Origin of the sequence: Methylobacterium sp. UNCCL125, from assembly GCF_900116795.1 — a bacterium.
Lineage (GTDB): Bacteria > Pseudomonadota > Alphaproteobacteria > Rhizobiales > Beijerinckiaceae > Methylobacterium > Methylobacterium fujisawaense.
In genome coordinates, this window is the sequence record NZ_FPBW01000021.1 from 31,177 (window position 1) to 56,012 (window position 24,836).

At 70.6% G+C, this 24,836-nt stretch carries 24 protein-coding genes; 6 read left to right on the plus strand and 18 right to left on the minus strand.

Going from position 1 to position 24,836, the window contains the following annotated elements; all coding sequences use genetic code 11:
• The first annotated feature begins 112 nt into the window (after positions 1–112).
• The 3 genes from BM396_RS20945 to BM396_RS20955 all read left to right on the plus strand — a co-directional run bounded on the left by BM396_RS20945 (position 113) and on the right by BM396_RS20955 (position 3,613).
• A complete protein-coding gene (locus tag BM396_RS20945) occupies positions 113–1,414 on the plus strand; it encodes a YeaH/YhbH family protein (RefSeq protein ID WP_043386438.1) in 1,302 nt (433 codons plus the stop codon).
• A gap of 90 nt (positions 1,415–1,504) precedes the next feature.
• Positions 1,505–3,076 carry a SpoVR family protein gene (locus BM396_RS20950; protein WP_043386436.1) on the plus strand — a complete coding sequence of 524 codons (1,572 nt, stop codon included), beginning with the start codon at positions 1,505–1,507 and terminating at the stop codon, positions 3,074–3,076.
• A 108-nt stretch (positions 3,077–3,184) separates the two neighbouring features.
• A complete protein-coding gene (locus BM396_RS20955) occupies positions 3,185–3,613 on the plus strand; it encodes a PaaI family thioesterase (protein ID WP_043386434.1) in 429 nt (142 codons plus the stop codon).
• Positions 3,614–3,619: 6 nt separating this feature from the next.
• On the opposite strand, the gene BM396_RS20960 is transcribed toward BM396_RS20955, so the two are convergent.
• The 5 genes from BM396_RS20960 to BM396_RS32285 all read right to left on the minus strand — a co-directional run bounded on the left by BM396_RS20960 (position 3,620) and on the right by BM396_RS32285 (position 8,121).
• Positions 3,620–4,240, minus strand: a complete 621-nt coding sequence (locus BM396_RS20960; protein WP_043351065.1) for a riboflavin synthase — start codon at positions 4,238–4,240, stop codon at positions 3,620–3,622.
• Positions 4,241–4,243: 3 nt separating this feature from the next.
• Complete coding sequence (gene ribD, locus BM396_RS20965) at positions 4,244–5,353, minus strand: bifunctional diaminohydroxyphosphoribosylaminopyrimidine deaminase/5-amino-6-(5-phosphoribosylamino)uracil reductase RibD (protein ID WP_043386433.1); 1,110 nt, start codon at positions 5,351–5,353, stop codon at positions 4,244–4,246.
• Complete coding sequence (nrdR, locus tag BM396_RS20970; protein ID WP_043386431.1) at positions 5,350–5,883, minus strand: transcriptional regulator NrdR; 534 nt, start codon at positions 5,881–5,883, stop codon at positions 5,350–5,352. The genes ribD and nrdR overlap by 4 nt, the downstream gene beginning before the upstream one ends.
• Before the next feature lie 102 nt (positions 5,884–5,985).
• Positions 5,986–7,290 carry a serine hydroxymethyltransferase gene (gene glyA / locus BM396_RS20975; protein WP_043386430.1) on the minus strand — a complete coding sequence of 435 codons (1,305 nt, stop codon included), beginning with the start codon at positions 7,288–7,290 and terminating at the stop codon, positions 5,986–5,988.
• Positions 7,291–7,671: 381 nt separating this feature from the next.
• Positions 7,672–8,121, minus strand: coding sequence for a hypothetical protein (locus BM396_RS32285; RefSeq protein ID WP_139239528.1), 450 nt, complete (start codon positions 8,119–8,121; stop codon positions 7,672–7,674).
• Positions 8,122–8,186: 65 nt separating this feature from the next.
• On the opposite strand from BM396_RS32285, the gene BM396_RS20985 reads away from it, so the two are divergent.
• Entirely contained in the window at positions 8,187–8,597 is a 411-nt protein-coding gene (locus BM396_RS20985) for a hypothetical protein (protein WP_043386427.1), read from the plus strand.
• Between the two features lie 114 nt (positions 8,598–8,711).
• Here BM396_RS20985 and BM396_RS20990 read toward each other — a convergent pair whose 3' ends face one another.
• The 5 genes from BM396_RS20990 to BM396_RS21010 all read right to left on the minus strand — a co-directional run bounded on the left by BM396_RS20990 (position 8,712) and on the right by BM396_RS21010 (position 15,171).
• Positions 8,712–9,029 (minus strand): cupin domain-containing protein, encoded by a 318-nt coding sequence (locus BM396_RS20990; RefSeq protein WP_043386424.1) that lies wholly within the window; start codon positions 9,027–9,029, stop codon positions 8,712–8,714.
• 73 nt (positions 9,030–9,102) lie between these two features.
• Positions 9,103–9,876, minus strand: a complete 774-nt coding sequence (locus BM396_RS20995) for a DUF937 domain-containing protein (RefSeq protein ID WP_043356569.1) — start codon at positions 9,874–9,876, stop codon at positions 9,103–9,105.
• Between the two features lie 108 nt (positions 9,877–9,984).
• Positions 9,985–11,421: an MATE family efflux transporter gene (locus tag BM396_RS21000; RefSeq protein ID WP_043386422.1), complete on the minus strand. Its 1,437-nt coding sequence runs from the start codon at positions 11,419–11,421 to the stop codon at positions 9,985–9,987.
• Between the two features lie 17 nt (positions 11,422–11,438).
• Complete coding sequence (locus tag BM396_RS21005; RefSeq protein WP_043356576.1) at positions 11,439–13,415, minus strand: monovalent cation:proton antiporter-2 (CPA2) family protein; 1,977 nt, start codon at positions 13,413–13,415, stop codon at positions 11,439–11,441.
• A gap of 136 nt (positions 13,416–13,551) precedes the next feature.
• Positions 13,552–15,171 carry a glucosamine inositolphosphorylceramide transferase family protein gene (locus BM396_RS21010; RefSeq protein ID WP_043386418.1) on the minus strand — a complete coding sequence of 540 codons (1,620 nt, stop codon included), beginning with the start codon at positions 15,169–15,171 and terminating at the stop codon, positions 13,552–13,554.
• Positions 15,172–15,530: 359 nt separating this feature from the next.
• Here BM396_RS21010 and BM396_RS21015 point away from each other — a divergent pair, with 359 nt between their 5' ends.
• On the plus strand, positions 15,531–15,830 hold the full coding sequence (locus BM396_RS21015; protein ID WP_043386416.1) for a hypothetical protein: 300 nt from the start codon (positions 15,531–15,533) through the stop codon (positions 15,828–15,830).
• A 54-nt stretch (positions 15,831–15,884) separates the two neighbouring features.
• Here BM396_RS21015 and BM396_RS21020 read toward each other — a convergent pair whose 3' ends face one another.
• The gene (locus tag BM396_RS21020; protein ID WP_051976210.1) at positions 15,885–16,376 is read right to left on the minus strand and encodes an RT0821/Lpp0805 family surface protein; all 492 of its coding nucleotides are present in this window, start codon (positions 16,374–16,376) and stop codon (positions 15,885–15,887) included.
• 92 nt (positions 16,377–16,468) lie between these two features.
• On the opposite strand from BM396_RS21020, the gene pdxH reads away from it, so the two are divergent.
• Positions 16,469–17,092, plus strand: coding sequence for a pyridoxamine 5'-phosphate oxidase (gene pdxH, locus BM396_RS21025; RefSeq protein ID WP_078947071.1), 624 nt, complete (start codon positions 16,469–16,471; stop codon positions 17,090–17,092).
• Positions 17,093–17,162: 70 nt separating this feature from the next.
• Here pdxH and BM396_RS21030 read toward each other — a convergent pair whose 3' ends face one another.
• The 7 genes from BM396_RS21030 to hydA all read right to left on the minus strand — a co-directional run bounded on the left by BM396_RS21030 (position 17,163) and on the right by hydA (position 24,760).
• Positions 17,163–17,855: a 50S ribosomal protein L25/general stress protein Ctc gene (locus BM396_RS21030; protein ID WP_043386413.1), complete on the minus strand. Its 693-nt coding sequence runs from the start codon at positions 17,853–17,855 to the stop codon at positions 17,163–17,165.
• A 159-nt stretch (positions 17,856–18,014) separates the two neighbouring features.
• The gene (locus BM396_RS21035) at positions 18,015–18,443 is read right to left on the minus strand and encodes a hypothetical protein (protein WP_139231610.1); all 429 of its coding nucleotides are present in this window, start codon (positions 18,441–18,443) and stop codon (positions 18,015–18,017) included.
• A 281-nt stretch (positions 18,444–18,724) separates the two neighbouring features.
• Positions 18,725–19,615, minus strand: a complete 891-nt coding sequence (locus tag BM396_RS21040; protein ID WP_043386406.1) for an ABC transporter permease — start codon at positions 19,613–19,615, stop codon at positions 18,725–18,727.
• Positions 19,616–19,617: 2 nt separating this feature from the next.
• Positions 19,618–20,553 (minus strand): ABC transporter permease, encoded by a 936-nt coding sequence (locus BM396_RS21045; protein WP_043386403.1) that lies wholly within the window; start codon positions 20,551–20,553, stop codon positions 19,618–19,620.
• A gap of 205 nt (positions 20,554–20,758) precedes the next feature.
• Positions 20,759–22,021: an ABC transporter substrate-binding protein gene (locus BM396_RS21050; protein ID WP_043386400.1), complete on the minus strand. Its 1,263-nt coding sequence runs from the start codon at positions 22,019–22,021 to the stop codon at positions 20,759–20,761.
• Positions 22,022–22,038: 17 nt separating this feature from the next.
• Positions 22,039–23,034 (minus strand): ABC transporter ATP-binding protein, encoded by a 996-nt coding sequence (locus BM396_RS21055; protein WP_043386396.1) that lies wholly within the window; start codon positions 23,032–23,034, stop codon positions 22,039–22,041.
• A gap of 298 nt (positions 23,035–23,332) precedes the next feature.
• Positions 23,333–24,760, minus strand: coding sequence for a dihydropyrimidinase (gene hydA / locus BM396_RS21060; RefSeq protein WP_043385186.1), 1,428 nt, complete (start codon positions 24,758–24,760; stop codon positions 23,333–23,335).
• Positions 24,761–24,836: the final 76 nt, after the last annotated feature.

Sequence of the window (24,836 nt, forward strand, 5' to 3'; positions counted from 1 at the left end):
CGGTGAAGATCTCGGCCCTGCTGCAAAAGAGGGATCCATCCCTCCGGTAACAGCATGGTACGACAAGGGTCCGGACCCGGCCGGAACACGCGGACGAGGGTTTTCGCAGCGGATGCATATCGTCGACCGACGTTTGAACCCGGGCGGCAAGAGCCTCCCGAACCGCCAGCGCTTCCTGCGGCGCGTGAAGGACGTGGCCCAGCGCGCGGTGCGGGAATCCGCCCGCGAGAAGGACATCAAGGATCTCGGCAAGGACGGCCGCGTCACCGTGCCGGCGGACGGCGTCCGGGAGCCGCGCTTCTCGCGCCAGCCCGGCACGGGCCTGCAGGACCACATCCTGCCCGGCAACAAGACCTACGTCGAGGGCGACACGATCGAGCGGCCCCCGGGCAGCGGCGGCGGCCGTGGTGCCGGTGAAGGCGGGGAGGGCGGCGAGAACAGCGAGGACGCGTTCCGCTTCGTCCTCACCCGCGAGGAGTTTCTGGAGCTCTTCCTCGAGGATCTGGAGCTTCCGGACCTCGCCAAGCGGCGGCTGGCCGTGGTGGAGACGGAGGGGCTGCGCCGGGCCGGCTACACGGTCACCGGCTCGCCGGCGAATCTCGCGCTCACCCGCACCCTGCGCAACTCGATGTCCCGGCGGATCGCCCTCAAGCGGCCGAAGCCCGAGGAAGTCGCGGCCCTGGAGGCGCAGATCCAGGCCCTGGCGGAGGGCGATCCAGAGCGTTCGGAACTGGAGCAGGCCCTGTTCAGGCTGCGCGAGCGGTCGAAGCGGATCCCTTACGTCGATCCGATCGACCTGCGCTTCCGCCGGTTCGAGCCCTATCCGCGGCCGATCGCCCAGGCGGTGATGTTCTGCCTGATGGATGTGTCGGGCTCGATGACCGAGCACATGAAGGACCTCGCCAAGCGGTTCTACATCCTGCTGCACATCTTCCTGACGCGCCGCTACCGGCACGTGGAAATCGTCTTCATCCGCCATACCGACAGGGCGACCGAGGTGGACGAGGAGACCTTCTTCGGCTCCCGGGAGACCGGCGGCACCCTGGTCTCCTCGGCGCTCGTGGAGATGAAGCGCATCATCGCCGAGCGCTACGACCCGAACGACTGGAACATCTACGCCGCCCAGGCCTCGGACGGCGACAACGTCTCCTCCGACGGGCCGACCTCGACGGAACTCTTGCGGTCGCACATCCTGCCGGCCTGCCAGCACTTCGCCTATCTCGAGGTGGGGGACGAGAACGGCCCCCGCGCCGGCTTCGTGGAGCACCGCACCACCCTGTGGCGGACCTACGAGGCGATCGCCAAGGCCGGCGGTCCGATCGCCATGCGCAAGGTCAACCATCGCCGGGAGATCTACCCGGTCTTCCGCGAGCTGTTCGGCCGCAAGGAAGGCCGCGCCGAGGCGGAGGCGTGACACGGAGTGGCGCGACGCGTCCCTCCCGCCTCTGCGGGGGAGGGCGAGACGCGGAGTTGGCCGGATCCAAGCAATCGAACGGGAGGCCGCATGACGCTCGTCAAGGCACGGACGCCCCAGACCATCTCCGGGGGCCAGAAACCCCTGTTCACCGGTAACGACTGGGATTTCGACACGATCCGACGGATCCACGACGCCTGCGAGGCGGTGGCCGGACCGCAGCTCGGCCTGTCCTGGTACCCGAACCAGATCGAGATCATCACGGCCGAGCAGATGCTCGACGCCTACGCGTCGATCGGCATGCCGCTGTTCTACAAGCACTGGTCCTTCGGCAAGCACTTCGCCCAGCACGAGTCCGGGTACCGCCGCGGCCTCATGGGCCTCGCCTACGAGATCGTCATCAACTCCGACCCGTGCATCTCCTACGTCATGGAGGAGAATACGGCGACGATGCAGACGCTCGTCATCGCGCATGCCGCCTTCGGGCATAACCATTTCTTCAAGAACAACTATCTGTTCCGGCAGTGGACCGACGCCGAAGGCATCCTGGACTATCTCGACTTCGCCAAGGGCTTCATCGCCCGCTGCGAGGAGCGCTACGGCCATCAGGCGGTGGAGCAGGTGCTGGACGCCGCCCATGCGCTGATGAGCCAGGGGGTCCACCGCTATCCGCGCAAGAAGCGGCCGGACCTCGCCTCCGAGCAGCGGCGCGAGCGCGAGCGGATCGAGCACGGGGAGCAGATTTACAACGATCTCTGGCGGACCCTGCCGCAGAAGGTCGGCGCCGTCCGCTCCGACATGGCCGCCGAGCGGCGCAAGGCGCTGCTGGAGCTGCCCCAGGAGAACATTCTTTATTTCCTGGAGAAGGTCGCACCCCGCCTGCGCCCCTGGCAGCGCGAGATCCTGCGCATCGTCCGCCTGGTGGCCCAGTACTTCTACCCGCAGCGCCAGACCAAGGTGATGAACGAGGGCTGCGCCACGTACTGCCACTACCGGATCATGAACGCCCTGTCGGAATCCGGGCAGATCACCGAGGCCGCCTACCTCGAATTCCTGCAATCGCACACCAACGTCATCCGGCAGCCGAACTACGACGACCGCTCCTACGGCGGCCACAACCCCTACGCGATCGGCTTCGCCATGATGCAGGACATCGCCCGCATCGCCGAGCAGCCGACCGACGAGGACCGGGCGTGGTTCCCCGACATCGCCGGCACCGGCGACGCCATGGCGGTCCTGCGCGACTGCTGGGAGAATTACCGCGACGAGAGCTTCATCCAGCAGTTCCTGTCACCCAAGCTGATGCGCGACCTGCGCCTGTTCCACGTCGTGGACGATCCGGAGGAGCCGGAGCTGCGGGTCGAGGCGATCCACGACGAGCGCGGCTACCGCAAGCTGCGCCGCGCCTTCGCGCGCCAGTATGACGTCGCGTGGCTCGATCCCGACATCGAGGTGGTGGATGTGGATCTCGAGGGCGACCGGCGCCTGATCCTGCACCACAAGGCGATCAACAAGATCACCCTGCAGAAGGACGATGCCAAGCGGGTCCTGCAGCACCTCGCCGACCTCTGGGGCTACGACGTGGTGCTCAAGGAGATCGAGCCGGCCACCGGCACGGTGCTGGGCGAGATCACCGCCAGCGCACGGCCGATCTTCTTCTGATCGGAGCCGCGCGACGGTTGATTCCATCCGGACACCGCAGGATCCGGGGGGATGGACGGGAGGCGGGCTTCGGATTGCCTCCCGGGAGCGCCCGTGCTGCAAGGGCCCATGACCGCCACGATCCTGACCCTCGCCGAGACCCGTGACTTCCTCGACCGCGAGTTCCCGCAGATGCAGGCGGGCGGGCGGGCCTACCACCTCGAGGCCGTGGGACCGCTCTCGGCGCGGATGCGGCTGGAGGCCCACGAGCGCTTCCTGCGCCCGGGCGCGACGGTGTCGGGGCCGGCCATGATGGCGCTCGCCGACTATGCCCTCTACGCGGCAATCCTCGCCAATATCGGGCCGGTGGCGCTCGCGGTGACCACGAGCCTGAATTTCAACTTCCTGCGCAAGCCCGCCACGGGGGATCTCGTGGCCGAATGCCGGCTGCTCAAGCTCGGGCGGCGGCTCGCCGTCGGCGAGGTGGCGATCACCGCTGTCGGCAGCCCGGACCTCGTCTGCCACGCCACCGGCACCTACTCGATCCCGCCGCGCTGAGGACGCTCAGGCCCGCGCCTCCGCGAGCCGGGCGGCGTAGCGAGCGATCAGGTCGACCTCCAGGTTCAGGCGGTCGCCCTGCCGCCGCTCACCCCAGGTGGTGACTTGGAGCGTGTGGGGGATCAGCAGCACCGAGAACAGGTCGCCCTGGACCGAATTCACCGTGAGCGAGGTGCCGTCGAGGCAGACCGACCCCTTCTCGGCGATGAACTTCGCCAGGGCCGCCGGCGCCCGGAGCGTGAACCGCTCGCTCGGCCCCCAGGCGCCCGCCGTGACGCTCTCGCGCTCCACAATCTCGGCGAGACCGTCGACGTGGCCCGTGACCAAGTGGCCGCCGAGTTCATCGCCGATCTTGAGGGAGCGTTCGAGGTTGATCCGCGTGCCCGCCGCCCAGGAACCTACGGTGGTGCGCGCCAGGGTCTCGGCGGCCGCGTCCACCGCGAAGACGCAGCCGCCCTCGGCCGGCTCGACCGATACCGCCGTGAGGCAGGGGCCCGCGCAGGCGATCGAGGCGCCGAGCGCGATCGTCGCCGGGTCGTAGGAGGCGCGGATCGCGATCCGGCGCAGATCACCTTCGCCCGAGACCGAGACGACCGTGCCGACGTCGCTGACCAACCCCGTGAACATCGCTTACGTCCTGTTGCGCTCGTAGGTCACGGCCCCGTCGGGTCCGAACGTGAGCCGCTCGGCCTCGCGGAACCGGTCGCCCGCCAGGGCCTCCGCCAGGGCGGGCCCCAGCGCCGGAAGACCGCCCGCCGGTCCCAGTTCCACCGGACCGGTGACCAGCGTGCAGGTATCGATCAGATCGGCCCGTGCGAGCGCCTCCGCAAGGCGGGGGCCGCCCTCGCTGCACAGGCGGGTCAGGCCGCGCTCGCCCAGCTGCGCCAGGGCCGCCGGGAGATCGATCCCGCCGGCCGCGTCCGCCGGGACGGGCGCGACCTCGACGCCGAGCGCCTCCAGGGCGCGCCGCGCATGGGCCGGGGCCGAGCGGGTGGTGAGCACCAGGGTCGGCGTGTCGCGGGCGGTCCGCGCCAGGACGCTGGCGGGCGAGAGCCGCAGATGCGTGTCGAGCACGACCCGCAGGGGCGAGCGCCCGTCCAGGCCCGGCAGCCGGACGGTCAGCGACGGGTCGTCCGCCCGGGCGGTGCCGATGCCGATCAGGATCGCGTCGGCATGGGCGCGCCACAGATGGACCGCCCCGTCCGCCACCGGGCCGGTGATGCGCAGGCGCTCCGGACCGGCGGCGGCGCAGAAGCCGTCGCGGGTGCGGGCGAGCTTGAGGTGCAGGGCCGGGCGGCCGCGTGTCACCCGGGTGATGTGGCCGACATGGTCGCGAGCCGCCGCATCCCGCATCAGCCCGGTCTCGACCGCGACGCCGCCCTGTCTCAGGAGATCGTGGCCCCGCCCCGCCACCCGCGGGTCGGGATCCTCCAGGGCACTGACCACCCGGGCGATCCCGGAGGCCAGGATGGCGTCGGTGCAGGGCGGCGTGCGGCCGTGATGTGAGCACGGCTCAAGGGTCACGTAGAGGGTCGCGCCGCGGGCGGCGTCCCCCGCGGCGGCCAGCGCCACGGGCTCCCCGTGCGGGCGTCCCCCCCGCGCCGTCGCCGCCGTCCCGAGGATGCGCCCGGTTCCGGGCTCGACCACCACGGCGCCGACCGACGGGTTCGGCCACGTGGTGCCGAGACCGCGGCGGCCCAGCGCTAAGGCGAGGCGCATGAAGTGGGTATCGTCACTCATGGGCGGCCGGCGCGGCGCCGCCCCGGTGCCTCGGGCTCCAGCTCGGCGTCCGGCCCCGGCACGGCCGCCGGCACCGGGCTACCGTCGCTCAGCGTGCCGAGCAGGTCCTCGAAGTCCTTCGCCTCGCGGAAGTTCTTGTAGACGGAGGCGAAGCGCACGTAGGCGACATCGTCGAGACCCTTGAGCCCCGCCATCACCAGTTCGCCGATCGCCTCGGAGGTCACCTCGGGCTCCCCGGCGCTCTCGAGCTGCCGGGTGATGCCGCTGACCAGCCGCTCGATCCGCTCCGGATCGACGGCGCGCTTGCGGAGCGCCACGTCGATGGAACGTTGAAGCTTGTCCCGGTCGAAGGGCACGCGCTTGCCCGAGCGCTTGAGCACCACGACCTCGCGCAGCTGCACCCGTTCGAAGGTGGTGAAGCGGCCGGCGCAGTCGGGGCAGACCCGGCGCCGCCGGATCGCGGCCCCGTCCTCGGAGGGCCGCGAGTCCTTCACCTGGGTCTCGGAGCCGCCGCAATAGGGACACCGCATGGATGGGATACTCGGGCATGGAAACGGCCGCGGACCGGTCGGATCCGCGGCCGTTTCCTAATCCACCGAAGGGCGGCCCGAAAGACCGGCCCCGCTCACGCCTCAGCCGTAGATCGGGAACCGGTCCGTGAGGGCATGGACGCGGCTCTTGACATCGGCCTCGACCGCGCTGTCGCCCGCCTCACCCTTTGCGGCGAGCCCGTCCAGCACCTCGACGATGAAGCCGCCGATCTGCTTGAACTCGGCGACGCCGAAGCCGCGGGACGTGCCGGCGGGGGTGCCGAGCCGGATACCCGAGGTGATGGTCGGCTTCTGCGTGTCGAAGGGCACGCCGTTCTTGTTGCAAGTGATGTGCGCCCGCGACAGCGCGGCTTCCGCCGCCTTGCCGGTGAGGCCCTTCCGCTGCAGGTCGACCAGCATCAGGTGGTTGTCGGTGCCGCCCGAGGTGATGTCGTAGCCGCCCGAGATCAGCGTGTCGGCGAGCGCCTTGGCGTTCTCCACCACCTGGCGGGCGTAGATCTTGAACTCGGGCTTCAGCGCCTCGCCGAAGGCCACGGCCTTGCCGGCGATGACGTGCATCAGCGGGCCGCCCTGGATGCCCGGGAAGATCGCCGAGTTGAACTTCTTGGCCAGCGCCTCGTCGTTGGTCAGGATCATGCCGCCGCGCGGGCCGCGGAGCGTCTTGTGGGTCGTCGTGGTGGCGACATGGGCGTGCGGGAACGGCGACGGATGGACGCCGGCCGCAACGAGGCCCGCGAAATGGGCCATGTCGACCATGAAGTAGGCGCCCACCGAGTCGGCGATCTCGCGGAACTTGGCGAAGTCCCAGTGGCGCGGGTAGCCCGAGCCGCCGGCGATGATCACCTTCGGCTTATGCTCCTGCGCGAGCTGGGCGACCTGCTCCATGTCGATCCGCTGGTCCTCGCGGCGCACCGTGTAGGAGACCGGCTTGAACCACTTGCCCGAGACGTTCGGCGGGGCGCCGTGCGTCAGGTGGCCGCCCGCGGCGAGGTCGAGGCCCAGGAAGGTGTCGCCGGGCTGCATCAGGGCCAGGAACACGCCCTGGTTGGCCTGGGAGCCCGAGTTCGGCTGCACGTTGGCGAAGCCGCAATCGAACAGGCGCTTGGCGCGCTCGATGGCGAGATCCTCGGCGATGTCCACGAACTGGCAGCCGCCGTAGTAGCGCCGGCCCGGATAGCCCTCCGCGTACTTGTTGGTCAGCACCGAGCCCTGCGCCTCCAGCACGGCGCGGGAGACGATGTTCTCCGAGGCGATCAGCTCGATCTCGTGCTGCTGACGGCCGAGCTCCTTGGCCACCGCCTCGGCGATCTCGGGATCGGTTTCCGTGAGGGGGGCAGCGAAGAAGCTGTTGGAGAAGTGCTTGTCGGCGGCGGTACCGGCGCTCATGGTCTGCCTCTGTTCTGGTAGGGGCGATGCCCGGCCTTTCGTCGGCGTGCACGGGCGGGCGTTCAAGGTGGGATTCCTACACGCGCCGACGGCTCAGGCCAAGCGCAGGCATTTTGCTCGCGCGCCAAGAATAATTTGCCGCAGGCCGGGCGCCTGCTCGGCCGGATGGGGTCGAAGTGTTTTCCTGATGCAACCTGCTATCGCTGGATGGAAGGAAAATAATCATGGAATAAAACAGGAACAAGGACGGCGGGTCCTGGCGCGATGCGAGATCATGATCCCGATGTGATCTGGGCGTATTCCCTCGCGGAGCTTTGCTTGTGCCGAGCCTTCGTGGCCCTGGAACGCCGGGGCATCAAAGCCGGATTCAGACCGGATCGGCTACGGGGCCGCGATGGTCGGTGGTGTGGAGAGGGCGGGTCGCCCACCGTCCTTCGCAAGGACCGAACGGGTGATCCTCGGATCGACGCGAAGACCGATGAGATCCTCGATGTCCTGAAGGACGTCGTCGCGAGCACCGAGCCGGGAGGGGGGTTCCTCTACGGGTTCCAGATCCACGCCAGCCTGGCGGCCCGCCTGCGCGCGCTGGATCTCCCCGGGATCGGCAGGCACGGTGTCGAGCAGAGCTTCGTCGCCGGCGACATCGTCCGCCACGGCCTGTCCGGCAGCAGACGCACGGATGTTCTTCTCCGGGATGGCCGGACCAGCGCAGCGCCGGTCCGGGCGATCTGGGACATCAAGACCGGCGAAACGGGTCTGTCGCCGCGCCGCATCCGTGCCCTGCGGGCCGGCGCAGGTGTCGACGACAGCGTCCCGGTCATCGAGATCCATCTGCTCCGCGGCATCTCCGTCACGAGCCGCATCTCTGTCGCCGTCACACGCGGAGTCGTGCGCGCATGAGTAATGAAGCGTACGCCCTGTGTCCGAGACCACTCGCCGGCGTATCGGATTGGCAGGCCGGCCTGGACGCGCTCGGTTTCGATCTGCAGCTTCGTGGAACGACGATTCCGCCGGCCTCGTCGGGGCATCTGCCGGCCGTGCGGCGCGGCCGGGCCTCGGGCTTCGAGTGCTCGATCGTGCCGTTCTCGGAATTGAAGGAAACCTATCCGGAGACCGACTTCGCCGGCTCCTGGCCATGCGTGTACGCGTTCTGGTTCGGCACCATCGCGGAATCCATCGGCGCCCTGATGGCGATCACGGCCTGCGTGACATCGGTCGGGGGGGCTCGCCTTCTTTCCCGAGGACGGTCGCTTGCTGACCGCCGATCAGGCCGTCCGGTACGCGCGCGAGACGGTGCCCGCGGCTGAGGAACTGGAACGGCAACTCGGCCCCGGACCGGAATGATCCGTCCTCCTCCTCAGCGCCGAGCCTCAGCCGGCCGAGGAGTCCCGGCCGAACCAGCCACGCCCGCCGGACCTATGTCAGACCTGCGACGCGAGGTTCGTCTCGATCAAGACCGTCTCGGTCTCGAATTCGGCCGCGTGCCACGCCCCGGCCGGGAAGTGGAACACGCTGCCGGCCGAGAACGGCTTGCGACCCTGCTCGGTCTCCAGGACCCCGGAGCCCGCGAGCACCTGCACGAACTGCTCGTGGTCGTGGCTGTGGGCCGGCGCCGAGATGCCCGCCGGCACCACCACGCGCACGAGGCTGGCACCCGCACCCGGGATCGCGCGCTTGGCGACGCCATTCCCGGCGACGCTCTCCGTGCGATCGTCCCAGGCGGTCAAATGGTCGCTCATCGGCGGATCTCCTCGGCGAAAGGTTGCCGCTTCGATCCGCGGGGTCAACGTCCGCCCGGGCCCTGTCCCTGCGTCAACCGGTCCCGCCGGACGGGCGACCGCGCCGGCCCTTGCCCGCCGCCGGATCGGCGGGCGCCGGATCGGGACGTGCCGGGGTGCCGTCCGAGGACTGGGGCGTCGCGCCCCCGGAGGCAGGCCAGAAGGTCTCGAACAGCTCCTGCATCGCCCGGATGTTGTTGCCCTGAACCTCGGCCCCGGTGCGCATCATCTGCTGGAACACATCCGAGCCGGCTTCGCCTGCAGTTCCCTGCGACGGCTTCGCGGTCGGCTTGGCGGCCGGCTTCGGCGGCGGCGCCGGCGGCTGGACCGCGGGCATCATCGCCTTGGCCATCTCGGCCCAGGCCGGCCCGAACGGGAACGGAACGGGCGGCGGCGGGCTCGACCGCGCCTGCGCGGGCTCGGCCTGCGGCTGGTTCAGCATGACATGGACGATGCTCGCCACCACGGCCCCCGCCATCATCGGCAGCATCTGGCGCAGCACCTGCGCGCCGACGCCGCTCGTGGCCGAGGCCTGCCGCAGCACGGCCTGCATCAGCTGCGCCGAGCCGAACATCTGGCTGAGGGCCTCGAAGCCCTGCGGCGGCGCAGGTTTGGCGGCTTCCAGCCCGAACATCCGGGCGAAGCCGGTCGGGTCCACGCCGACGCTGCGCTGGAGCCCCAGGGTCAGGGCCGGCATCAGCGCCTCGAAGGCGCGGGCCGTCTGCTCAGTCGTCAGGCCGAATTGCTGGGCCATGGCCTGAAGGCCGGCCTCGCCCTGGGCCTGGAACATCTCGAGCGGGTTGAACATGACGCCTCGATCCTGCCCCGGCCGGGACAGGCCGAGACAGGGTATGGTGACCCGTCACGCGGGGAAATACCAGTTCTTCCCCGCGGAACTTGCGCCTTCTCCGCCGTCTCAGTGCAACGGCTCGGGATGGGCATGGCCCGGCGGCAGCGGCGCCGGCCTCTCCAGCACCGCCGCCGCAGCCTCGGGCTCACGCCCGCGCCGGCCGCTCCCTTCCAGGCGGTCCACCGTGCGGCGGGCCAGCAGGATGCCGAGGGCGCCGAAGACCAGGGATCCCACGCCCATCCCGGCGACCACGCCGCGGGGGCCGTAGAGCGCCGCCCCGAGCATCGCCGGGGGGACAGTGCCGAGGGTCGCGCGCCCCCAGTTCAGCAGCGTCGAGCGCAGGGGGAAGCCGAGATTGTTGAAGGCGGCGTTGCCGAGGAACAGCAGCCCGTTGAAGAACCAGATCGCGCCGCCGACGAGGCAGAAGAAGCCGAAGAGCTCGGCCGCGACCCCGTGCAGGCCGAACAGGGTGGCGAGCCATCCCCGGGTCAGCGCCAGGACGAGCCAGACCACGGCGACATAGGCCAGCGTCACCCGGACCGCCGCGCGCAGCACGCCGCGCATCCGGTCGAACAGGCCCGCGCCCCAATTCTGCGCCAGGATCGGGCCGATCGCCCCCGACAGGGCGAACAGGCCGCCGAAGGCCACCGGCGTCAGGCGGTCGATCACCGACGCGGCGGCGACCGCATCGGCCCCGTAGCCGGCGAACAGCCGTGCCAGGAACGCGCTCGCCACCGAGGGGGCGAGATTCGTGAGCACGGCCGGTCCCGCGACGCCGGCCAGGGCGGCGGCGTCGGCCGGCAGGTCGGACAGGTGCGGCCGGCGGAGGAGTCCGTGCCGGGCGACGCCGCGGACGCCCACCGCCACGAAGGTCGCGCGCGCGACGCAGACGGTGATCGCCGCGCCCGTGACGCCGAGGCCGGCCCCGAAGATCAGCAGCGGATCGAGCAGTGCGGTGACCACCGCTCCGGCCAGGGTGACCGACATCGCCTGCCTGGCTTCGCCCACCGCGCGCAGCAGGCCGGTGAACAGCATGCCGGCGGCGAGCAGCAGGTTCGACGGAAGGGTGATGTGGAGGAACAGGATCGCCACCCGCAGCGCCTCGCCCTTCGCGCCGATCAGGCCCAGGAGCGGGTCGGCGAGCAGCGCGATCAGCACCGCGATGAGGGCGGCCACGAGGCTGCCGAGGACCAGCGCGGAGGTCGCGAGGCGCCGCGCCGCCGCGCGGTCGCGCGCGCCGACGGCCTTCCCGACCAGGGCCCCGGCGGCGATCATCAGGCCGATATTCACCGCCGTGGCGAAGAACTGCACGATGCCGGCGAAGCCGACCGCCGCGGTGAGGTTCGGGTCGCCGAGCGTCGACACGTAGAGCAGCGACAAGAGGTCGACGACGAAGATCGCCATCAGCCCCACCGATCCGGTGGCGGCCATCACCACCACGTGCCGGAGGATCGAGCCGGTGACGAAGCGGCCCGCCTCCGCCGGGGGCGGCCCGTCGGACATGTCAGACATCCGGCCGGTCACGCATCCCGGGCGCTGCCTTCCGCTTCCAGCTCCGCCTCCGGATCGGCCTCCCCCTCGGCGGCGTCCGTCTCCTGCGGCGCCAGTGCGGGCTTCTCCAGCAGCCGCTCGGCCGCCTCGCGCCGGTCGCTGCCCACGAGGTCGCGGGTCTCGGTGCTGAGCGCCCGCGCCGGCCGGACCGGAATGGTCAGCGGCTCGGGCTTCAGACCCGCCGCGGCGCCGCGCATCCAGCCGGCGCCGTCCGGCAGGGCCCCGGCCTGCTGCAGGACGAGGCGGGCGATGTCGCGCTTGCGCACGTCGTCGGCCCGGGCCGAGGCGGCCTCCGGCGACAGGCCGAGCCCCTCCAGCGCCGACCGTCCGAAGGCGAGGGCGGATTCGGCGGTCTCGCGGATCTGGTAGTCGACGTCCCGGTTCATCAGCTCCACCGCGTGCAGGCGGTCGTAGGCGCGCACGAAGGTGCGCACGCTGGAGAACTCCTCGTGGACGATGTCGACGATCTTGAGGGCGCCCTCCCGGTCGTCGACGCAGATGCAGACCAGCTCGACCCGGCCGATCCCGGCGGCGCGGAGCACGTCGAGCCGGGTGCCGTCGCCGTAATAGATGCGGAAGCCGAAGCGCGAGGCCGCGCGGAGCTGCTCCACGTCCTTGTCGATCACCGTGACGGGGATGCCCTCGGCCATCAGCACCTGGGTCAGCACCTGCCCGAAGCGGCCGAAGCCGATCACCAGCACCCTGGCGTCGCCGCTCTCGGTCAGCTCGGTGGAGGGCGCCTCCAGCGCGCGGGTGCTGCGCGCGGTGCGCCGCTCGATCAGCTTGTCGAGCCCCTTGGCGGCGATCGGCCCGATCAGCATGGTCAGCGCGGCGAGCGCCACCGCGAAGCGCGTCGCCGTGACGCCGGTGAGGCCGAGATCCTGGGCCTGAGGCAGCAGCACGAAGGCGAACTCGCCCGCGGGCGCCAGCACCGCCGCCCCCCGCAGGGCCCCCAGCGTGTCCGAGCCGAACAGCCGGAACAGGCCGGCCACGATGGCGACCTTGACCAGGATCGCCGCCAGGGTGGCGCCGAACAGGGCGGGCCAGACCTCCCGCACGAGGTTGCCGTCGATCGACATGCCGACGCTCATGAAGAACAGGCCGAGCAGCATGCCGCGGAACGGCTCGATATCGGCCTCCAGCTGGTGGCGGAAGTTCGACTCGGCCAGCAGGATGCCGGCGAGGAACGCGCCCATCGCCATCGACAGGCCGACCTGCTCCATGAGGAGCGCGGTGCCGAGCACCACCAGGAGCGCGGCGGCGGTCATCACCTCGCGGGCGCCGCTCGCGGCGAGCAGCCGGAAGAAGGGGTTCAGACCGTAGCGGCCGACCAGCACCACCGCCAGGATCGCCGCGAGCGCCTTGCCGGTGGAGAGGGCCGCTTCCCCGAGCCAGGAGACGTCGGTCGCCTCCCCCGCCGAGGCCAGCAGGGGCATCAGCGCCAGGATGCCGACCACCGAGAGGTCCTGGAACAGCAGGACCGCGAAGGCGCGGCCGCCATAGGCGCTGGAAAGATCGCCCCGCTCCTCCAGGAGCTGCAGGGCCACCGCGGTGGCCGAGAGCGCCAGCGCGAGGCCGATCACCGCGGCGGCGCCCAAGCTGAGGCCCGCCAGGATTCCGGCGCCGCCGAGCACCAGCGCGCAGAGGACGAGCTGCGCGGTCCCGAGGCCGAAGATGTCGCGCCGCATCGAGACGAGCTGCGACAGGTGCAGTTCCAGGCCGACGATGAAGAGCAGCAGCACCACGCCGATCTCGGCGACGCTCGCCGCCGTCTCGGGCTCGGCGATCAGCGACAGGCCCGAGGGCCCGATCAGCACACCGGCCACGAGGTAGCCCAGCACGGCGCTCTGGCCGATCAGCCGGAAGATCGGCACGCCGATCACCGCCGCCGTGAGGAAGGTCAGGACCGGCGGCAGGAAGCTCGCATGTTCGACGGGGCTCGCCATGGTGATCGTCCCGGCGGTTCTGCTTGATCGGCGCGGGTGGAGCCCCCCGCTTAGCGTGCGCGGGGCCGGGATGCGAGCCGTCCGCGGGTGCCGTTCGGCACCGACGGGTCCGCGCCGGGCGCGGCGCGGGCCGGGATCAGCCCAGGAGTCGCGTGCGGGCCCGGTGCGAGCCGTCGATGAACTCGAAGCCGCCGGCGGCGCTCAGCATGTGCAGGCGCGTGCCCGGCCAGGCCGCCCCGGGCCGCAGGCGCGTCTCGACCCGCTGCGCGTAGGCTTCCTCGTCGAGGCGCAGGATCCGGGCGAGGCCGAGCGCCGCGCCGTAGCCCTCGCGGCAATCCTGGACGGGCCGGATCAGGCCGCCGTCGCGCGCCACGATCGGGCCCGCGGCCCGGGCCGAGCCGATATCGATCAACACCGGGTTGTGCCGGTGCGGGGTCCAGGGCCCGCGGAAATGCGGCGCGTGCCAGAGATGCAGGGTGTCGGAATAGCTCCCCCCGCCGGCCCGGACCGTGGCGAACATCCACCAGCGGCCGCCATGCTGCAGCAGGGTCGCATCCCCGGCCACGACCCCGTCGAGGAGCACCGCCTCGTGGACCCATCCGCGCGGGAAGTCGGTGGCCCGGTAGAGGTCGATCGTGCCGGAGGCGTGGGATTCCGGGATCATCCAGACCTGTCCGTCCGCCTCGAACACGAACGGGTAGGAGAGATGGGTCTCGAGTTCGAGCACCGGCTCCGGACGGCCGCGGGGTCCGGTCTCCCCGAAGCCCACCGCGGCGATCACGCCCTTGCCGCGGCGATAGTCGAACTCCTCCACGAACAGGGTCACGGCGCCGTCCCGGGCGATCGCGAAGGGGTCGGCGTAGAAGCGCCGGCCGTCGTCGGGAAGGACCTGCCAGCCGCCCTCGGGATGCCGGCGCAGATCGATCAGGTCGGGGCCGACGATCCGGCGCCAGCCCACCCGCCAGTGCGGGCCGTGGAAGCAGAGGGCGTAGAGCCTGCGGGCGATCTGCCGGGCGAGCCCCCCGGCGGCCCGCCGCCGGGCGCCCAGGCCGCCGAGGTCGTAGGCGGTCGCGGGCTGCAGGGGCGCCCCGGCGCCGTCGGGAAGCTCCGTCGAGGCGGCGCCGTCGAGGGCGGCGAGGATCAGCGTGATGGTCCGCGCGAGGTAGCCCTCGAAGGCCGCGAGCATCACCGTATGCGATTCCGCGCCCAGGCGCCCCAAGGCCACCGGCTTGCCGTCCGGTCCACGCAGGGCCGCCACCGGGGCACCATGGGCGAACAGGGCCGCGAGCAGGCCGGCTTCGCCCGGCATCCCGTCATAGTCGAGCCGCCACGCCGGTGCCGATCCCGGTTCCGCAGGCGCGCTCGAGAGATCGAGGACGAGATCCTGGGCGCCGCTGCTGCGGAGCTCCTCGCCCGCGGGGCTCGCCTCGTAGGACGCGAGCGCCACCGGCTCGGCCGCCGTGGCCAGGCCCGGCCGGGGCAGGCCGTGGATGGTGGCCTCCAGCCGGAACAGGAGTTCCGCGTTCGGCGGCAGCCCCCCCGCGTGGTCGACCCATGCGACGCGGATCCGGTGGTCGGGCCGCTGCCCGAGCTGGTCGAGAAGGCGGATATGCCAGCCGCGCAGCGCCCGGCGGTCCAGTCGAACGGTGACGGTCCGGCTGCGGGGGAGCGTCCGCGAGGGCGAAGGCTCGGCCCGGGCGGGAGCCCGGCCGCCGGCCGCCGATGGCCGGTCCATGCCTCCGGTCGCCCGCTCCATCAGCCGGTCGGCCTCATGCCCCGCGTGCCGGCTTTCGTATCGACGTTCACGGCAACCAGACCCGGTATGCGCCCGGCGGTGACCGCCGATACGGTCGTCGCGCAGGCTCGAATTCTGTTACGCCGCGCCACGATCAAGCACGGCCGGATCGATGTCTACCGGTTCAATCTTAACAGCGGAGACGATTTCTGGGCGGTGAACCGAAAAAATCGAAATTCAGGGCGTCGAATAGGCGGGTGTTGGCAGACGGTGATACAATGCCGTGAAGCCGCGGCGGTTCGCGCCAGAGTCCGCCTTTGAGGGAACCGCGCTTTCAGCTGGACCGTTCGCTTGGCAATGACATGGTGCGGAGACAGGACATGACGCGCAAGACGCTGACGGTGCCCCTCGCGGCGATGCTCCTCGCCGCCACTCCGGGGATGGCCTTTGCCTGGGGCGGCGGCGGCGGTGGTGGCGGCGACAGTGGCAGCGGCCTCTCGCCCTACGCGGCGCTGAGCGGCAACGATCGTTCGGCCGGGGTCAACAACGGCAATTACCGCGACCCAGCCCTCGACCCCTACATCCGGACCTACGATCCGGAGGCCGCGGCCCGCTACGCCGCCCCGCCGGCGGCGCAGCCGCGGTTGCGCGTGCGGCCGTATTACGGCCACCCCTACTGAGAAACCTCGCCGGCTGAAAGACTTGGCTGAGGCCGCCGGGCGCGGCGGCCTCGTTCAGGAGCGGCCGGCGCCGCTCGCGCTCCGGACGCGCTTCAGCGTCCATGGGCCGCCCGAGAGCTTGCAGCCGGTGCCGCGGACGAAGCGGCTGCGGGCCGGTCCGATCACCGAGGCCAGGAAGTTTCGGCAGATCAGGTCGTCCGAGACATAGGGCAAGCCGGTCGGGTTGACCGACCCGTGAAGCCCGGTCTCCGGATTGTCCCATTTCACGGGCCGCCCGTTGCCCTGCGGATCCAGGGCGACGCCCAGGGCGGCACGCGCCCGGCGCCAATCCTCCTCGGCGAGGTCGTCCCCGAAGCTAACAGGCCGCTTCTCGATGCTGCCGGTGACGGTGGGCTCCTCGACCACGCGCGGCGCCGCCGGGGGATCGCCCCGGAAGATTAGCAGAGGCTGGCTGCAGCCGCACAGGGCTATCGCCACCGACACGACCGACACGGACGCGCAGATGCGCGCCCGCCGGCTTGGCCCTTTACACGCGCATCGCCGCATTACACCTGACTCACGACGGGCTTTCCGCTCGACCGAACATGCCGATGTCGGTGCCCCCTCAGGCCCTTGACGCGGCAGGCAGGAGTCTTGGCGTGGATCAGTTAAGGACCGATGACCCGAAGAGCGCGGACTTCACACTGAGCGACGACCCCTTCGGGCTGTTCGCTTCCTGGATGAAGGACGCGGAGGCGGCCGAACCCGAGGACCCGAACGCGATGGCGCTCGCCACCGCCGGGTCGGACGGGCTGCCGGACGTGCGGATGGTGCTGCTGAAGGGCTTCGACGCCCGCGGCTTCGTCTTCTACACCAATACGCAATCCACCAAGGGGGAGGAGCTGGCCCAGAACCCGCAAGCCGCCCTGGTGCTGCACTGGAAGAGCCTGCGTCGGCAGGTGCGGGCCCGGGGCCCGATCACGCCGGTGACGGCCGAGGAGGCGGATGCCTATTTCCAGAGCCGCCGCCGCGAGAGCCGGCTCGGCGCCATCGCCAGCCAGCAATCACGCCCGCTCGCCGATCGCGCCACGCTGATGAGCGCCGTGGCGGACCTCTCCGAGCGCTACGGCGAAGGGCCGATCCCCCGGCCGGAGCACTGGACCGGCTTCCGCATCGCGCCGGTCACCCTCGAGTTCTGGCAGAACGGCGATTTCCGCCTGCACGACCGGGTCCGCTTCACCCGGGCCGGCGATGGCTGGAGCCGCGCGCGGCTCTATCCCTGACCGCCCGCCCGAACGAAGAGAGCCCCGGCAGGGCCGGGGCTCTCGAGAGTGCGGAGCAGTGCGACGAGGCTCAGGCCTCCTCGCCGTCCTTCTTCTCGTCCTCGGAGGTCTCGGCCTCGGCTTCGGCCTTCTCCTCGGCGGCCTCGGCCGACTGCGCCTCGGCGATGGCGGCCTCCTCGGCCTCCACCTCGGCGCCCAGCACGGTCGGCGGCACGATGTTGGCCACCGGATCGGTCGCCTCACCGGTGTAGGTGCCGGCCGGGATCTTGATGTCGGAGACGTGGATCACGTCGCCGATCGCGCGGCCGGTCAGGTCGACCTCGATCGCATCCGGGATCTGATCCGGGGCGACGTCGAGGGCGAGCGTGTGAGCCACGATGTTGAGGGTGCCGCCGAGCTTCTTGATGCCGGGGGCCGCGTCCTCGTTGACGAAGTGCACCGGCACCTCGACGGTGACGGTCTGGCCCGAGACGACGCGCAGGAAGTCGACGTGCAGCGGCACGCCGGAGACCGGGTCGAGCTGGAAGTCGCGCGGGATCGCGCGGATCTTCTTGCCGCCAGCGTTGATCTCGAACAGCGTCGTCTTGAAGCCGCCCGCGTAGATCAGGGTGCGGGTGCGGATGAGATCGACCGCGATGGATTGCGGCGGCTGGCCACCGCCGTAGATGACGGCGGGAATCTGGCCCTGGCGACGAACGGCCCGGGCGGCCCCCTTGCCGACCCGGTCGCGTGCCACGGCCTCAAGCGTCTTGACTGCGCTCATGGCGTGATCCTTACGAATTGCTGGAGCCGGAACGCGAAAAGGCCGCCCTGTGCGGACGGCCAAGCCCTTCCCGACGCGCCCCTGCCTCCAAGGGTGTCTCGGGGGCGCGGGCTGCGCATACACGGATGGGGGTGGGTTGGCAATGTTGCGGTGGAGCCCTTACGCGGCCGCGAGGCCGCGGCGGAGGATGATGCCGATCGCCTCATCCCGGGTGGGACGCTCCGGCTCGGACAGGCGCCACGCCTCGATCGCGTTCAGCACATCCACAGGGATGGAAGCCGCGTCGACCGGCTGGGGGGCGCCAACCATCACACCGAAGCGGCTCAATGCGAAAGGCGATTCACCCTCGGCGGTCAGGTATAGGGTGGTCGCGACCTTTTCTCCGCTCGCCAAGCGATCGACGATGTCGTGCGCCTCGTGCAAGTCCAGGCCGAATGCCATCAGGGCCTTCACGAGGTCGACGGGCTGATCGTTCGAGGCCGAAATCTGAAGCACGAGTTCAACGGGGATACCGGAAGGGTGGTGGCCGGCGCCCCCGTTTCGGTCCCGCTCCTGTCGTTCGAGCGCCTCCTTCAATGACGACCGCATCGACTTCAGCCTCTCTCAGGATCTCCGCGCCGATCGCGTTCAGCCCCGCTCGCCCAAGGGCACCCTTGTGCAGCCCCTGGATGTGGGCGCGACGAAAATACAAGGTTCGGCCGATCTGCTCCAGTTCGCCGACAGCCTCCAGCCGTCCGGCAGGCGTCTCGATCTCGATCAGAACCGTATTGCCGCGGCCGTAAGCGAGGATCGCGATCGCAACGGAACCAGCTGGCCACACCCGCGAACCTCGTCGACTCGACGGCCTCCAGGGTGAGCGGGTAAGCGCCCTACCGCAACCCCGCCATGGCCCGCCGCGCCCGGCGCTTCTGCAGCCACAGGGTCAGGCCGAGCGCCGTCCCGATCACCAGGGCCGAGACGGCGGTGGTCATCGTGCCCAGCGCATAGATCTCCGGCGTCGTCACCGTGGTGGTCAGGCCCTGCAATTCCAGCGGCAGGGTGTTGCGGCCGCCGATCGCCTGGCTGGTGCGGGCGAGTTCGTCGAACGACAGGGTGAAGCCGAACAGCGCGACGCCGACGAGCGCGGGCGCAAGGATCGGCACCACTACGTGGCGCAGCGTCTGCGGACCGCTGGCGCCGAGGTCGCGGGCGGCCTCCTCGTAGGCCGGGTCGAACCGGTTGAAGACCGCGAACATGATCAGCAGGCCGAAGGGCAGCGTCCAGGTCAGGTGCGCCCCCAGCGCCGAGGTGTAGAGGCCCATCAGCGTGCCGTGATCCTCCAGGAACCCCCAGCCGGTGGCGGCGGCGAGCGCCTTGATCGCATCGTCGAGGAGCCGGAACTCGAGGCCGATGCCCAGCGAGACCACGATCGAGGGCACGATCAGGCTCGACACCGCCAGGGCGAAGACGAGGCCGGCCCCCCGAAACCCCTTCCGGAAGGCGAGGCCGGCATAGAAGGCGATCGTCACGGTGAGTGCCATCACCACGAGGCCGAGCGCCAGGGAGCGCCGCAGAGCCGCCCAGATGTCGACCACGCCGACGCCCTCCCACAGCTTGGCGAACCAATGGGTCGACACGCCGTTCATCGGGAAGGTCAGGCCGCCGGAGGGCCCCTGGAAGCTCAGGGCCAGGATGGTCAGCGTCGGCCCGTAGAGGAACAGGACGTAGAGGGCGAAGACGCCGGCCAGGAGATAGAAGGCGAGGCCGCGGGGCCGGTCCATCGCTACAGCTCCCGCCGGAGGTCGATCATCCGGGTGAGTCCCAGGATCATCAGCAGCACGGCAGCCAAGAGCACCATGGCGTTGGCCGCGGCCGCCGGGAATTGCAGGTAGGCCATCTGCACCTGGATCACCTTGCCGACGCTGGCGATCTGCTGGCCGCCCATGACGCCGACGGTGACGAAGTCGCCCATCACCAGGGTCCTCACGAAGATCGTCCCGATGGCGATGCCGGGCTTGGCCAGCGGCAGGATCACGGTCCAGAGGATCTGTGCGCCGGACGCGCCGCAATCCCGCGCCGCCTCAATCAGGCGCCGGTCGATCCGCGCGAGACTGTTGAAGATCGGCACGATCATGAACACCGTGTCGAGGTGCACGAAGGCCAGGACAACCGCGAAGTCGGAGTAGAGCAGGCCCTCGATCGGCGCGCGGATCAGCCCGAGGGCACGGAGCGTGTCGTTGACGAGGCCGTTGCGGCCGAGCAGCGGGATCCACGAGATCATGCGGATCACGTTCGAGGTCCAGAACGGGATCGTGCAGAGCAGGAACAGCCCCATCCGCACCGTGCCGGAGCGGATATAGAAGGCCAGGAAGTAGGCGATGGCGAAGCCCAGCGGCAGGGTGATCGCCAGCGTCAGCGCGACGAACTTCACCGTCGAGAGATAGGTGCGCAGCGTGGTGCAGAGGTCGGCGGACAGGCAGCCGTCGAAGACGTCGGCGTAGTTCTGCAGGGTCAGCGCCGGGATGATCTCGTACTCGTTGTACTCCCACAGCGAGACGATCCCGGTGAGCACCAGCGGCACCACCAGGAAGGCGAGGAAGACGAGGGCCAGCGGCGCGGCCTGGAGATAGGCGAGGGTGCGCCGGCGCGGGCGGCCCGCAACGGTGGGGGCTGCGGTCCGCGCGGCGGTCTCGGCGGCGGGCAGGGCGAGATCGGTCATCGGATTCGCCCCACGCGCGCCGCCGCTTCCCTCCCCCTCTGCGGGCTCCGATGTTCACACATCGGCTTCCGCGAGGCGCACCGCGCCCCCTCTCCCGCACGGGAGAGGGGGCCCGCCTTCCATCCGGCAGCCGCGTGGCCGCGCAGGACGGGCGTCTCCGAGGGCCCGCGGAGGGAGAAGGACGGGGAGGGGGCGCCCACCGCCCTCACGCCGCGATGAACTCGTTCCACTTGCGCACCATGTAGGTGTTCTCGTCCATCACGGCGTTCCAGCAGGCGACCGCGCCCATCCGCGCGTCGAAGGAGCCGCCGTCGCGGGTGGCGCCGGCCTTCTCGATCAGGGTGCCGTCGGGACCGAGGATGTCCTTCTCGGCGGGCTTGCCCTCCATCCAGAAGGCCCATTCGTAGGGCTGCATGTTCGCCTGTGCGGTCTCCAGCACCGCCGAGTAGTAGCCCTGCCGGTTCAGGTAGGCCCCGGCCCAGCCGGACAGGAACCAGTTGATGAAATCGTAGGCGGCATCGAGCTTCTTGCCGCTCAGGGTCTTGGGGATGCCGAAGCCCGAGGCCCAGGCCCGGTAGCCCTCCTTCAGCGGCTGATAGGTGCAGGGCACCCCCTGCGCGCGCACCTTCGTGACGGCGGGCGACCACATCGACTGGATCACCGTCTCGCCCGAGGCCATCAGGTTCACGGATTCGTTGAAATCCTGCCAGAAGGCGCGGAACTGGCCGGCGCGCTTAGCCTCGATCAGCACCTTGATGGTGCGGTCGATCTCAGGGCGCGTCATGTTGCCTTTGTCGCCGTAGGTGTAGTCGCCGGTCGCCTCCACCACCATCGCGGCGTCCATGATGCCGATGGACGGGATGTTGAGGATCGAGGCCTTGCCCTTGAAGGCCGGGTTGAGGAGCTCCTTCCAGCTCGTCACCGGGATCTTGATCAGGTCTGGCCGGATGCCCAGCGTGTCGGCGTTGTAGACGGTGGGGATCAGCGAGATCCACTCGGTCTGTTCGCCGGCAAATTTTTTCGAATCCTGGCCCTCCAGATAGAAGACCTTCCGGGGGGCCGTGCCCTGGTCGCCGATCTTCCGGCCCCCCACCTCGCCCTTGGTGAAGATCGACGAGATCTTGTCGGCCAGTTTGATCCGTTTGGCGTCCATGCCCTGGAGGTTGCCGGAGGGCAGGATCTTCTTGAGGCTGAAATACTCGGTGTCGACCAGGTCGAAGGAATTCGGCTGGGTGACGACGCGCTTGGTCACCTCGTCGGTCACCACCGGTATGTACTCGATGGTGAGGCCCAGATCCTCCTTCACCTTCCTGGCGATGTCGGCGGACTGGTTCACCGCGGTGCCGAGGTAGCGCAGGGTCACCGGCTCGGCGGCGTGCACCGCCGGGAAGCCGGTGACAGGCGTCGCGGCCAGCGCGGCGGCCCCCTTCAGGAGCGTGCGCCGGCTCGGCTTCGAGAAAGCATCCATCGTCGTCTCCGTACCGGTTACGCGTCGAGGCGGTGGGCGGCGGCCGCGTCCCAGCCGACCGGAATCGTATCGCCCGGGCGCAGCGGGCGGGCCGCGAAATCCGCGTCGCTGAGGATCGCCGTGAGGGCGGCGGGGCTCTCAGGCGCGCGCTCCAGCCCCTCTGCGTCGAGGCCGACATGGACGCTGGTGCCCTGGTACTCGACAGCCACCACCCGGGCCGGCCGCGCGGCGGGGCCGGCCTCGGCGCCGAGGCGCATCCGGTCCGCCCGCACGGCGATGAGCCCGTCGGGCAGGCGGATCACGTTGTGGCCGCCGATGAACCGGGCCACGAAGGCGGTCGCCGGCCGCTCGAACACGGTGCGCGGGTCGGCAGCCTGCTCGATCCGCCCGGCATTCATCACCACCACGAGGTCGGAGAGCGCCATCGCCTCCTCCTGGCTGTGGGTGACGTGGATGAAGGTGAGGCCCAGCTCGGTCTGGATCCGCTTCAACTCGACCCGCATCCGGACCCGCAGGAACGGGTCGAGCGCCGAGAGCGGCTCGTCGAGGAGCAGCACCTTCGGGCCGGTGACGAGGGCGCGGGCCAGCGCCACGCGCTGCTGCTGGCCCCCGGAGAGCTGGGCCGGCAGGCGCCCGGCGAGGTGGCTCATCTGCACGAGGTCGAGCATCGCCATGGCCTTGGCCCGGCGCTCCGCCTTGCCGATTCCACGCATCCGCAGGCTGAAGGCGACGTTGTCCCGCGCATCGAGATGCGGGAACAGGGCGTAGCTCTGGAACATCATGGCGGTGCCGCGCTCGGACGGCGCCGCGTCGCCCACCGCCTTCGGGCCGATCACCACGTCGCCCGCGCTGGCGCGCTCGTGGCCGCCGATCATCCGGAGCGTCGTGGTCTTGCCGCAGCCGGAGGGGCCGAGCAGGCAGCAATAGGCCCCGGACGGCACCTTCAGGTCGATGGCATCGACCGCGGTCGCCGCGCCGTAGCGCTTGGTCAGGCCGATCAGCTCGACATTCATGTGAGGCTCGCCTGCTTCCGGCGATGTGCAAGATACAAGAGTGGCACGATCACTCTTGAAGGCCGCGACACGCCCCCTCTCCCGTGCGGGAGAGGGTAGGGGTGAGGGACGAGAACGTTCAGGACGGGGCACACCCTTGCCATGCGCGCCCTATCCGGAAGCCGCACGCCCCTCACCCTGTCCCTCTCCCGCACGGGAGAGGGGACCCGCGCTCGATCCGGTCGACGCCGCGTCCGCAACATCGATTCCCCCTGTGTCGCCCGCCATCCGACACCGGAGAGCAAGCGGCGGGCCAAGGCTACGCCTCCCGCCGCTCGGCCGGATCGACCGCCCGGTCCAGCACCCGCCCGCGGCCCGGCTCGGACAGGACCCGGCCATCCTCGGCGATGACCTGCCCGCCCGCGATGGTCATCACCGGCCAGCCGGTGACCTCGAACCCTTCCCACGGCGTGTAGTCGGAGCCGTGGTGGAGGATCTCCTGGCGGATGGTCTCGCGCCGGTTCGGGTCCCAGAGGGTCAGGTCGGCGTCGAAGCCCGGGGCGATCGAGCCCTTGCGCGGGTACAGCCCGTAGAGCTTCGCGTGGTTCGTGGCGGTGAGCGCGGCGAACTGGTTGAGGCTGATGCGCCCCTTCGAGACGCCCTCGGAGAAGAACACCGGCAGCCGCGTCTCGATGCCGGGGATGCCGTTCGGGATCCAGCGGAAGGAGGTCTTACCCCGCGGGTTCAGCTTGCCCTGCGGGTCGTCGTAGCGGAACGGGCAATGGTCGGACGAGACCACGTCGAAGATCCCGCGCCGGATCCCCGACCACACCGCCTCCTGGCTCTCGACGTCCCGCGTCGGCGGCGAGCAGACGTATTTCGACCCCGCCATGGGGTCGTCCTGGCCGAGCCCCTTCATGTCCTCGGCCGTCAGGGTCAGGTATTGCGGGCAGGTCTCGGCCCGGATCTTCAGGCCCCGTCCCTGAGCCCAGGCGATCTGCTCGGTGGCCTCGCGGCCCGAGACGTGGACGATCACGATGGGCAGGTCGATCAGCTCGGCGTGGCTGATGGCCCGGTGGGCCGCCTCCCGCTCGACGATCTCGGGGCGCGACAGGGCGTGGCCATAGGGCCTGGTCTCGCCCGCCCGCTCCAGACGCTCGCTGAGGTAGCGGATCGCGTCGTAGCCCTCCGCGTGGACCATGACCCGGGCGCCCTGCCGCCGCGCGACGTGGAACACGTCGAGGAGCTGGCGGTCGTTCAGCACGAGGTCGTCGTAGGTCATGAAGACCTTGAACGAGGTGTAGCCGTCGGCGACCAAGGCCGGCAGCTCCTGGCCGAGCACCGCCTCGGTCGGGTCCGAGATGATCATGTGGATCGCCACGTCGACGTGGCACTGGCCCTCGGCCCTGGCCCGGTAGGCGTCGACCGCCCCGCGCAGGGAGGCGCCCCGGGGCTGGAGCGCGAAGGGCATCACGCAGGTGTTGCCGCCGGCCGCCGCCGCTCGGGTGGCGCTGGCGAAGTCGTCGGCCATGACGATGCCGGGGCCCGAATCCTGGGCGATGTGGACATGGCTGTCGATGCCGCCGGGCAGGACCAGCAGGCCGGAGGCGTCGATCACCCGGGCGGCGTCGGCGATGCCCTCGGCCACAGCCACGATCCGGCCGCCACGCACGCCGACATCCGCCCGCACCGTGTCGCTCGCCGTGACCACGGTCCCGCCGCGGATCGCCAGGTCGAATTCGGGCATGATGCGCTCTCCTCCGCGCCCGCGGGCGCCTGTCGGGACGGGCGGATGCATCGTCCGCGCCGATTCGGACGATGCG

Excerpts from the sequence above, each read along its gene's own strand:
- BM396_RS21010 (WP_043386418.1), bottom strand. The coding sequence starts at position 15,171 with ATGGAGCGGGCGACCGGAGGCATGGACCGGCCATCGGCGGCCGGCGGC.
- BM396_RS20995 (WP_043356569.1), bottom strand. The coding sequence starts at position 9,876 with ATGTTCAACCCGCTCGAGATGTTCCAGGCCCAGGGCGAGGCCGGCCTT.
- BM396_RS21020 (WP_051976210.1), bottom strand. The coding sequence starts at position 16,376 with ATGCGGCGATGCGCGTGTAAAGGGCCAAGCCGGCGGGCGCGCATCTGC.
- BM396_RS20950 (WP_043386436.1), top strand. The coding sequence starts at position 1,505 with ATGACGCTCGTCAAGGCACGGACGCCCCAGACCATCTCCGGGGGCCAG.
- nrdR (WP_043386431.1), bottom strand. The coding sequence starts at position 5,883 with ATGCGGTGTCCCTATTGCGGCGGCTCCGAGACCCAGGTGAAGGACTCG.
- BM396_RS20945 (WP_043386438.1), top strand. The coding sequence starts at position 113 with ATGCATATCGTCGACCGACGTTTGAACCCGGGCGGCAAGAGCCTCCCG.
- BM396_RS21015 (WP_043386416.1), top strand. The coding sequence starts at position 15,531 with ATGACGCGCAAGACGCTGACGGTGCCCCTCGCGGCGATGCTCCTCGCC.
- ribD (WP_043386433.1), bottom strand. The coding sequence starts at position 5,353 with ATGAGTGACGATACCCACTTCATGCGCCTCGCCTTAGCGCTGGGCCGC.
- BM396_RS32285 (WP_139239528.1), bottom strand. The coding sequence starts at position 8,121 with ATGGATCTCGATGACCGGGACGCTGTCGTCGACACCTGCGCCGGCCCG.
- BM396_RS21005 (WP_043356576.1), bottom strand. The coding sequence starts at position 13,415 with ATGGCGAGCCCCGTCGAACATGCGAGCTTCCTGCCGCCGGTCCTGACC.
- BM396_RS21045 (WP_043386403.1), bottom strand. The coding sequence starts at position 20,553 with ATGACCGATCTCGCCCTGCCCGCCGCCGAGACCGCCGCGCGGACCGCA.
- BM396_RS21000 (WP_043386422.1), bottom strand. The coding sequence starts at position 11,421 with ATGTCCGACGGGCCGCCCCCGGCGGAGGCGGGCCGCTTCGTCACCGGC.
- BM396_RS20990 (WP_043386424.1), bottom strand. The coding sequence starts at position 9,029 with ATGAGCGACCATTTGACCGCCTGGGACGATCGCACGGAGAGCGTCGCC.
- BM396_RS20955 (WP_043386434.1), top strand. The coding sequence starts at position 3,185 with ATGACCGCCACGATCCTGACCCTCGCCGAGACCCGTGACTTCCTCGAC.
- BM396_RS21030 (WP_043386413.1), bottom strand. The coding sequence starts at position 17,855 with ATGAGCGCAGTCAAGACGCTTGAGGCCGTGGCACGCGACCGGGTCGGC.
- BM396_RS21035 (WP_139231610.1), bottom strand. The coding sequence starts at position 18,443 with ATGCGGTCGTCATTGAAGGAGGCGCTCGAACGACAGGAGCGGGACCGA.
- glyA (WP_043386430.1), bottom strand. The coding sequence starts at position 7,290 with ATGAGCGCCGGTACCGCCGCCGACAAGCACTTCTCCAACAGCTTCTTC.
- BM396_RS20985 (WP_043386427.1), top strand. The coding sequence starts at position 8,187 with ATGAGTAATGAAGCGTACGCCCTGTGTCCGAGACCACTCGCCGGCGTA.
- hydA (WP_043385186.1), bottom strand. The coding sequence starts at position 24,760 with ATGCCCGAATTCGACCTGGCGATCCGCGGCGGGACCGTGGTCACGGCG.
- BM396_RS21050 (WP_043386400.1), bottom strand. The coding sequence starts at position 22,021 with ATGGATGCTTTCTCGAAGCCGAGCCGGCGCACGCTCCTGAAGGGGGCC.
- BM396_RS21040 (WP_043386406.1), bottom strand. The coding sequence starts at position 19,615 with ATGGACCGGCCCCGCGGCCTCGCCTTCTATCTCCTGGCCGGCGTCTTC.
- BM396_RS21055 (WP_043386396.1), bottom strand. The coding sequence starts at position 23,034 with ATGAATGTCGAGCTGATCGGCCTGACCAAGCGCTACGGCGCGGCGACC.
- BM396_RS20960 (WP_043351065.1), bottom strand. The coding sequence starts at position 4,240 with ATGTTCACGGGGTTGGTCAGCGACGTCGGCACGGTCGTCTCGGTCTCG.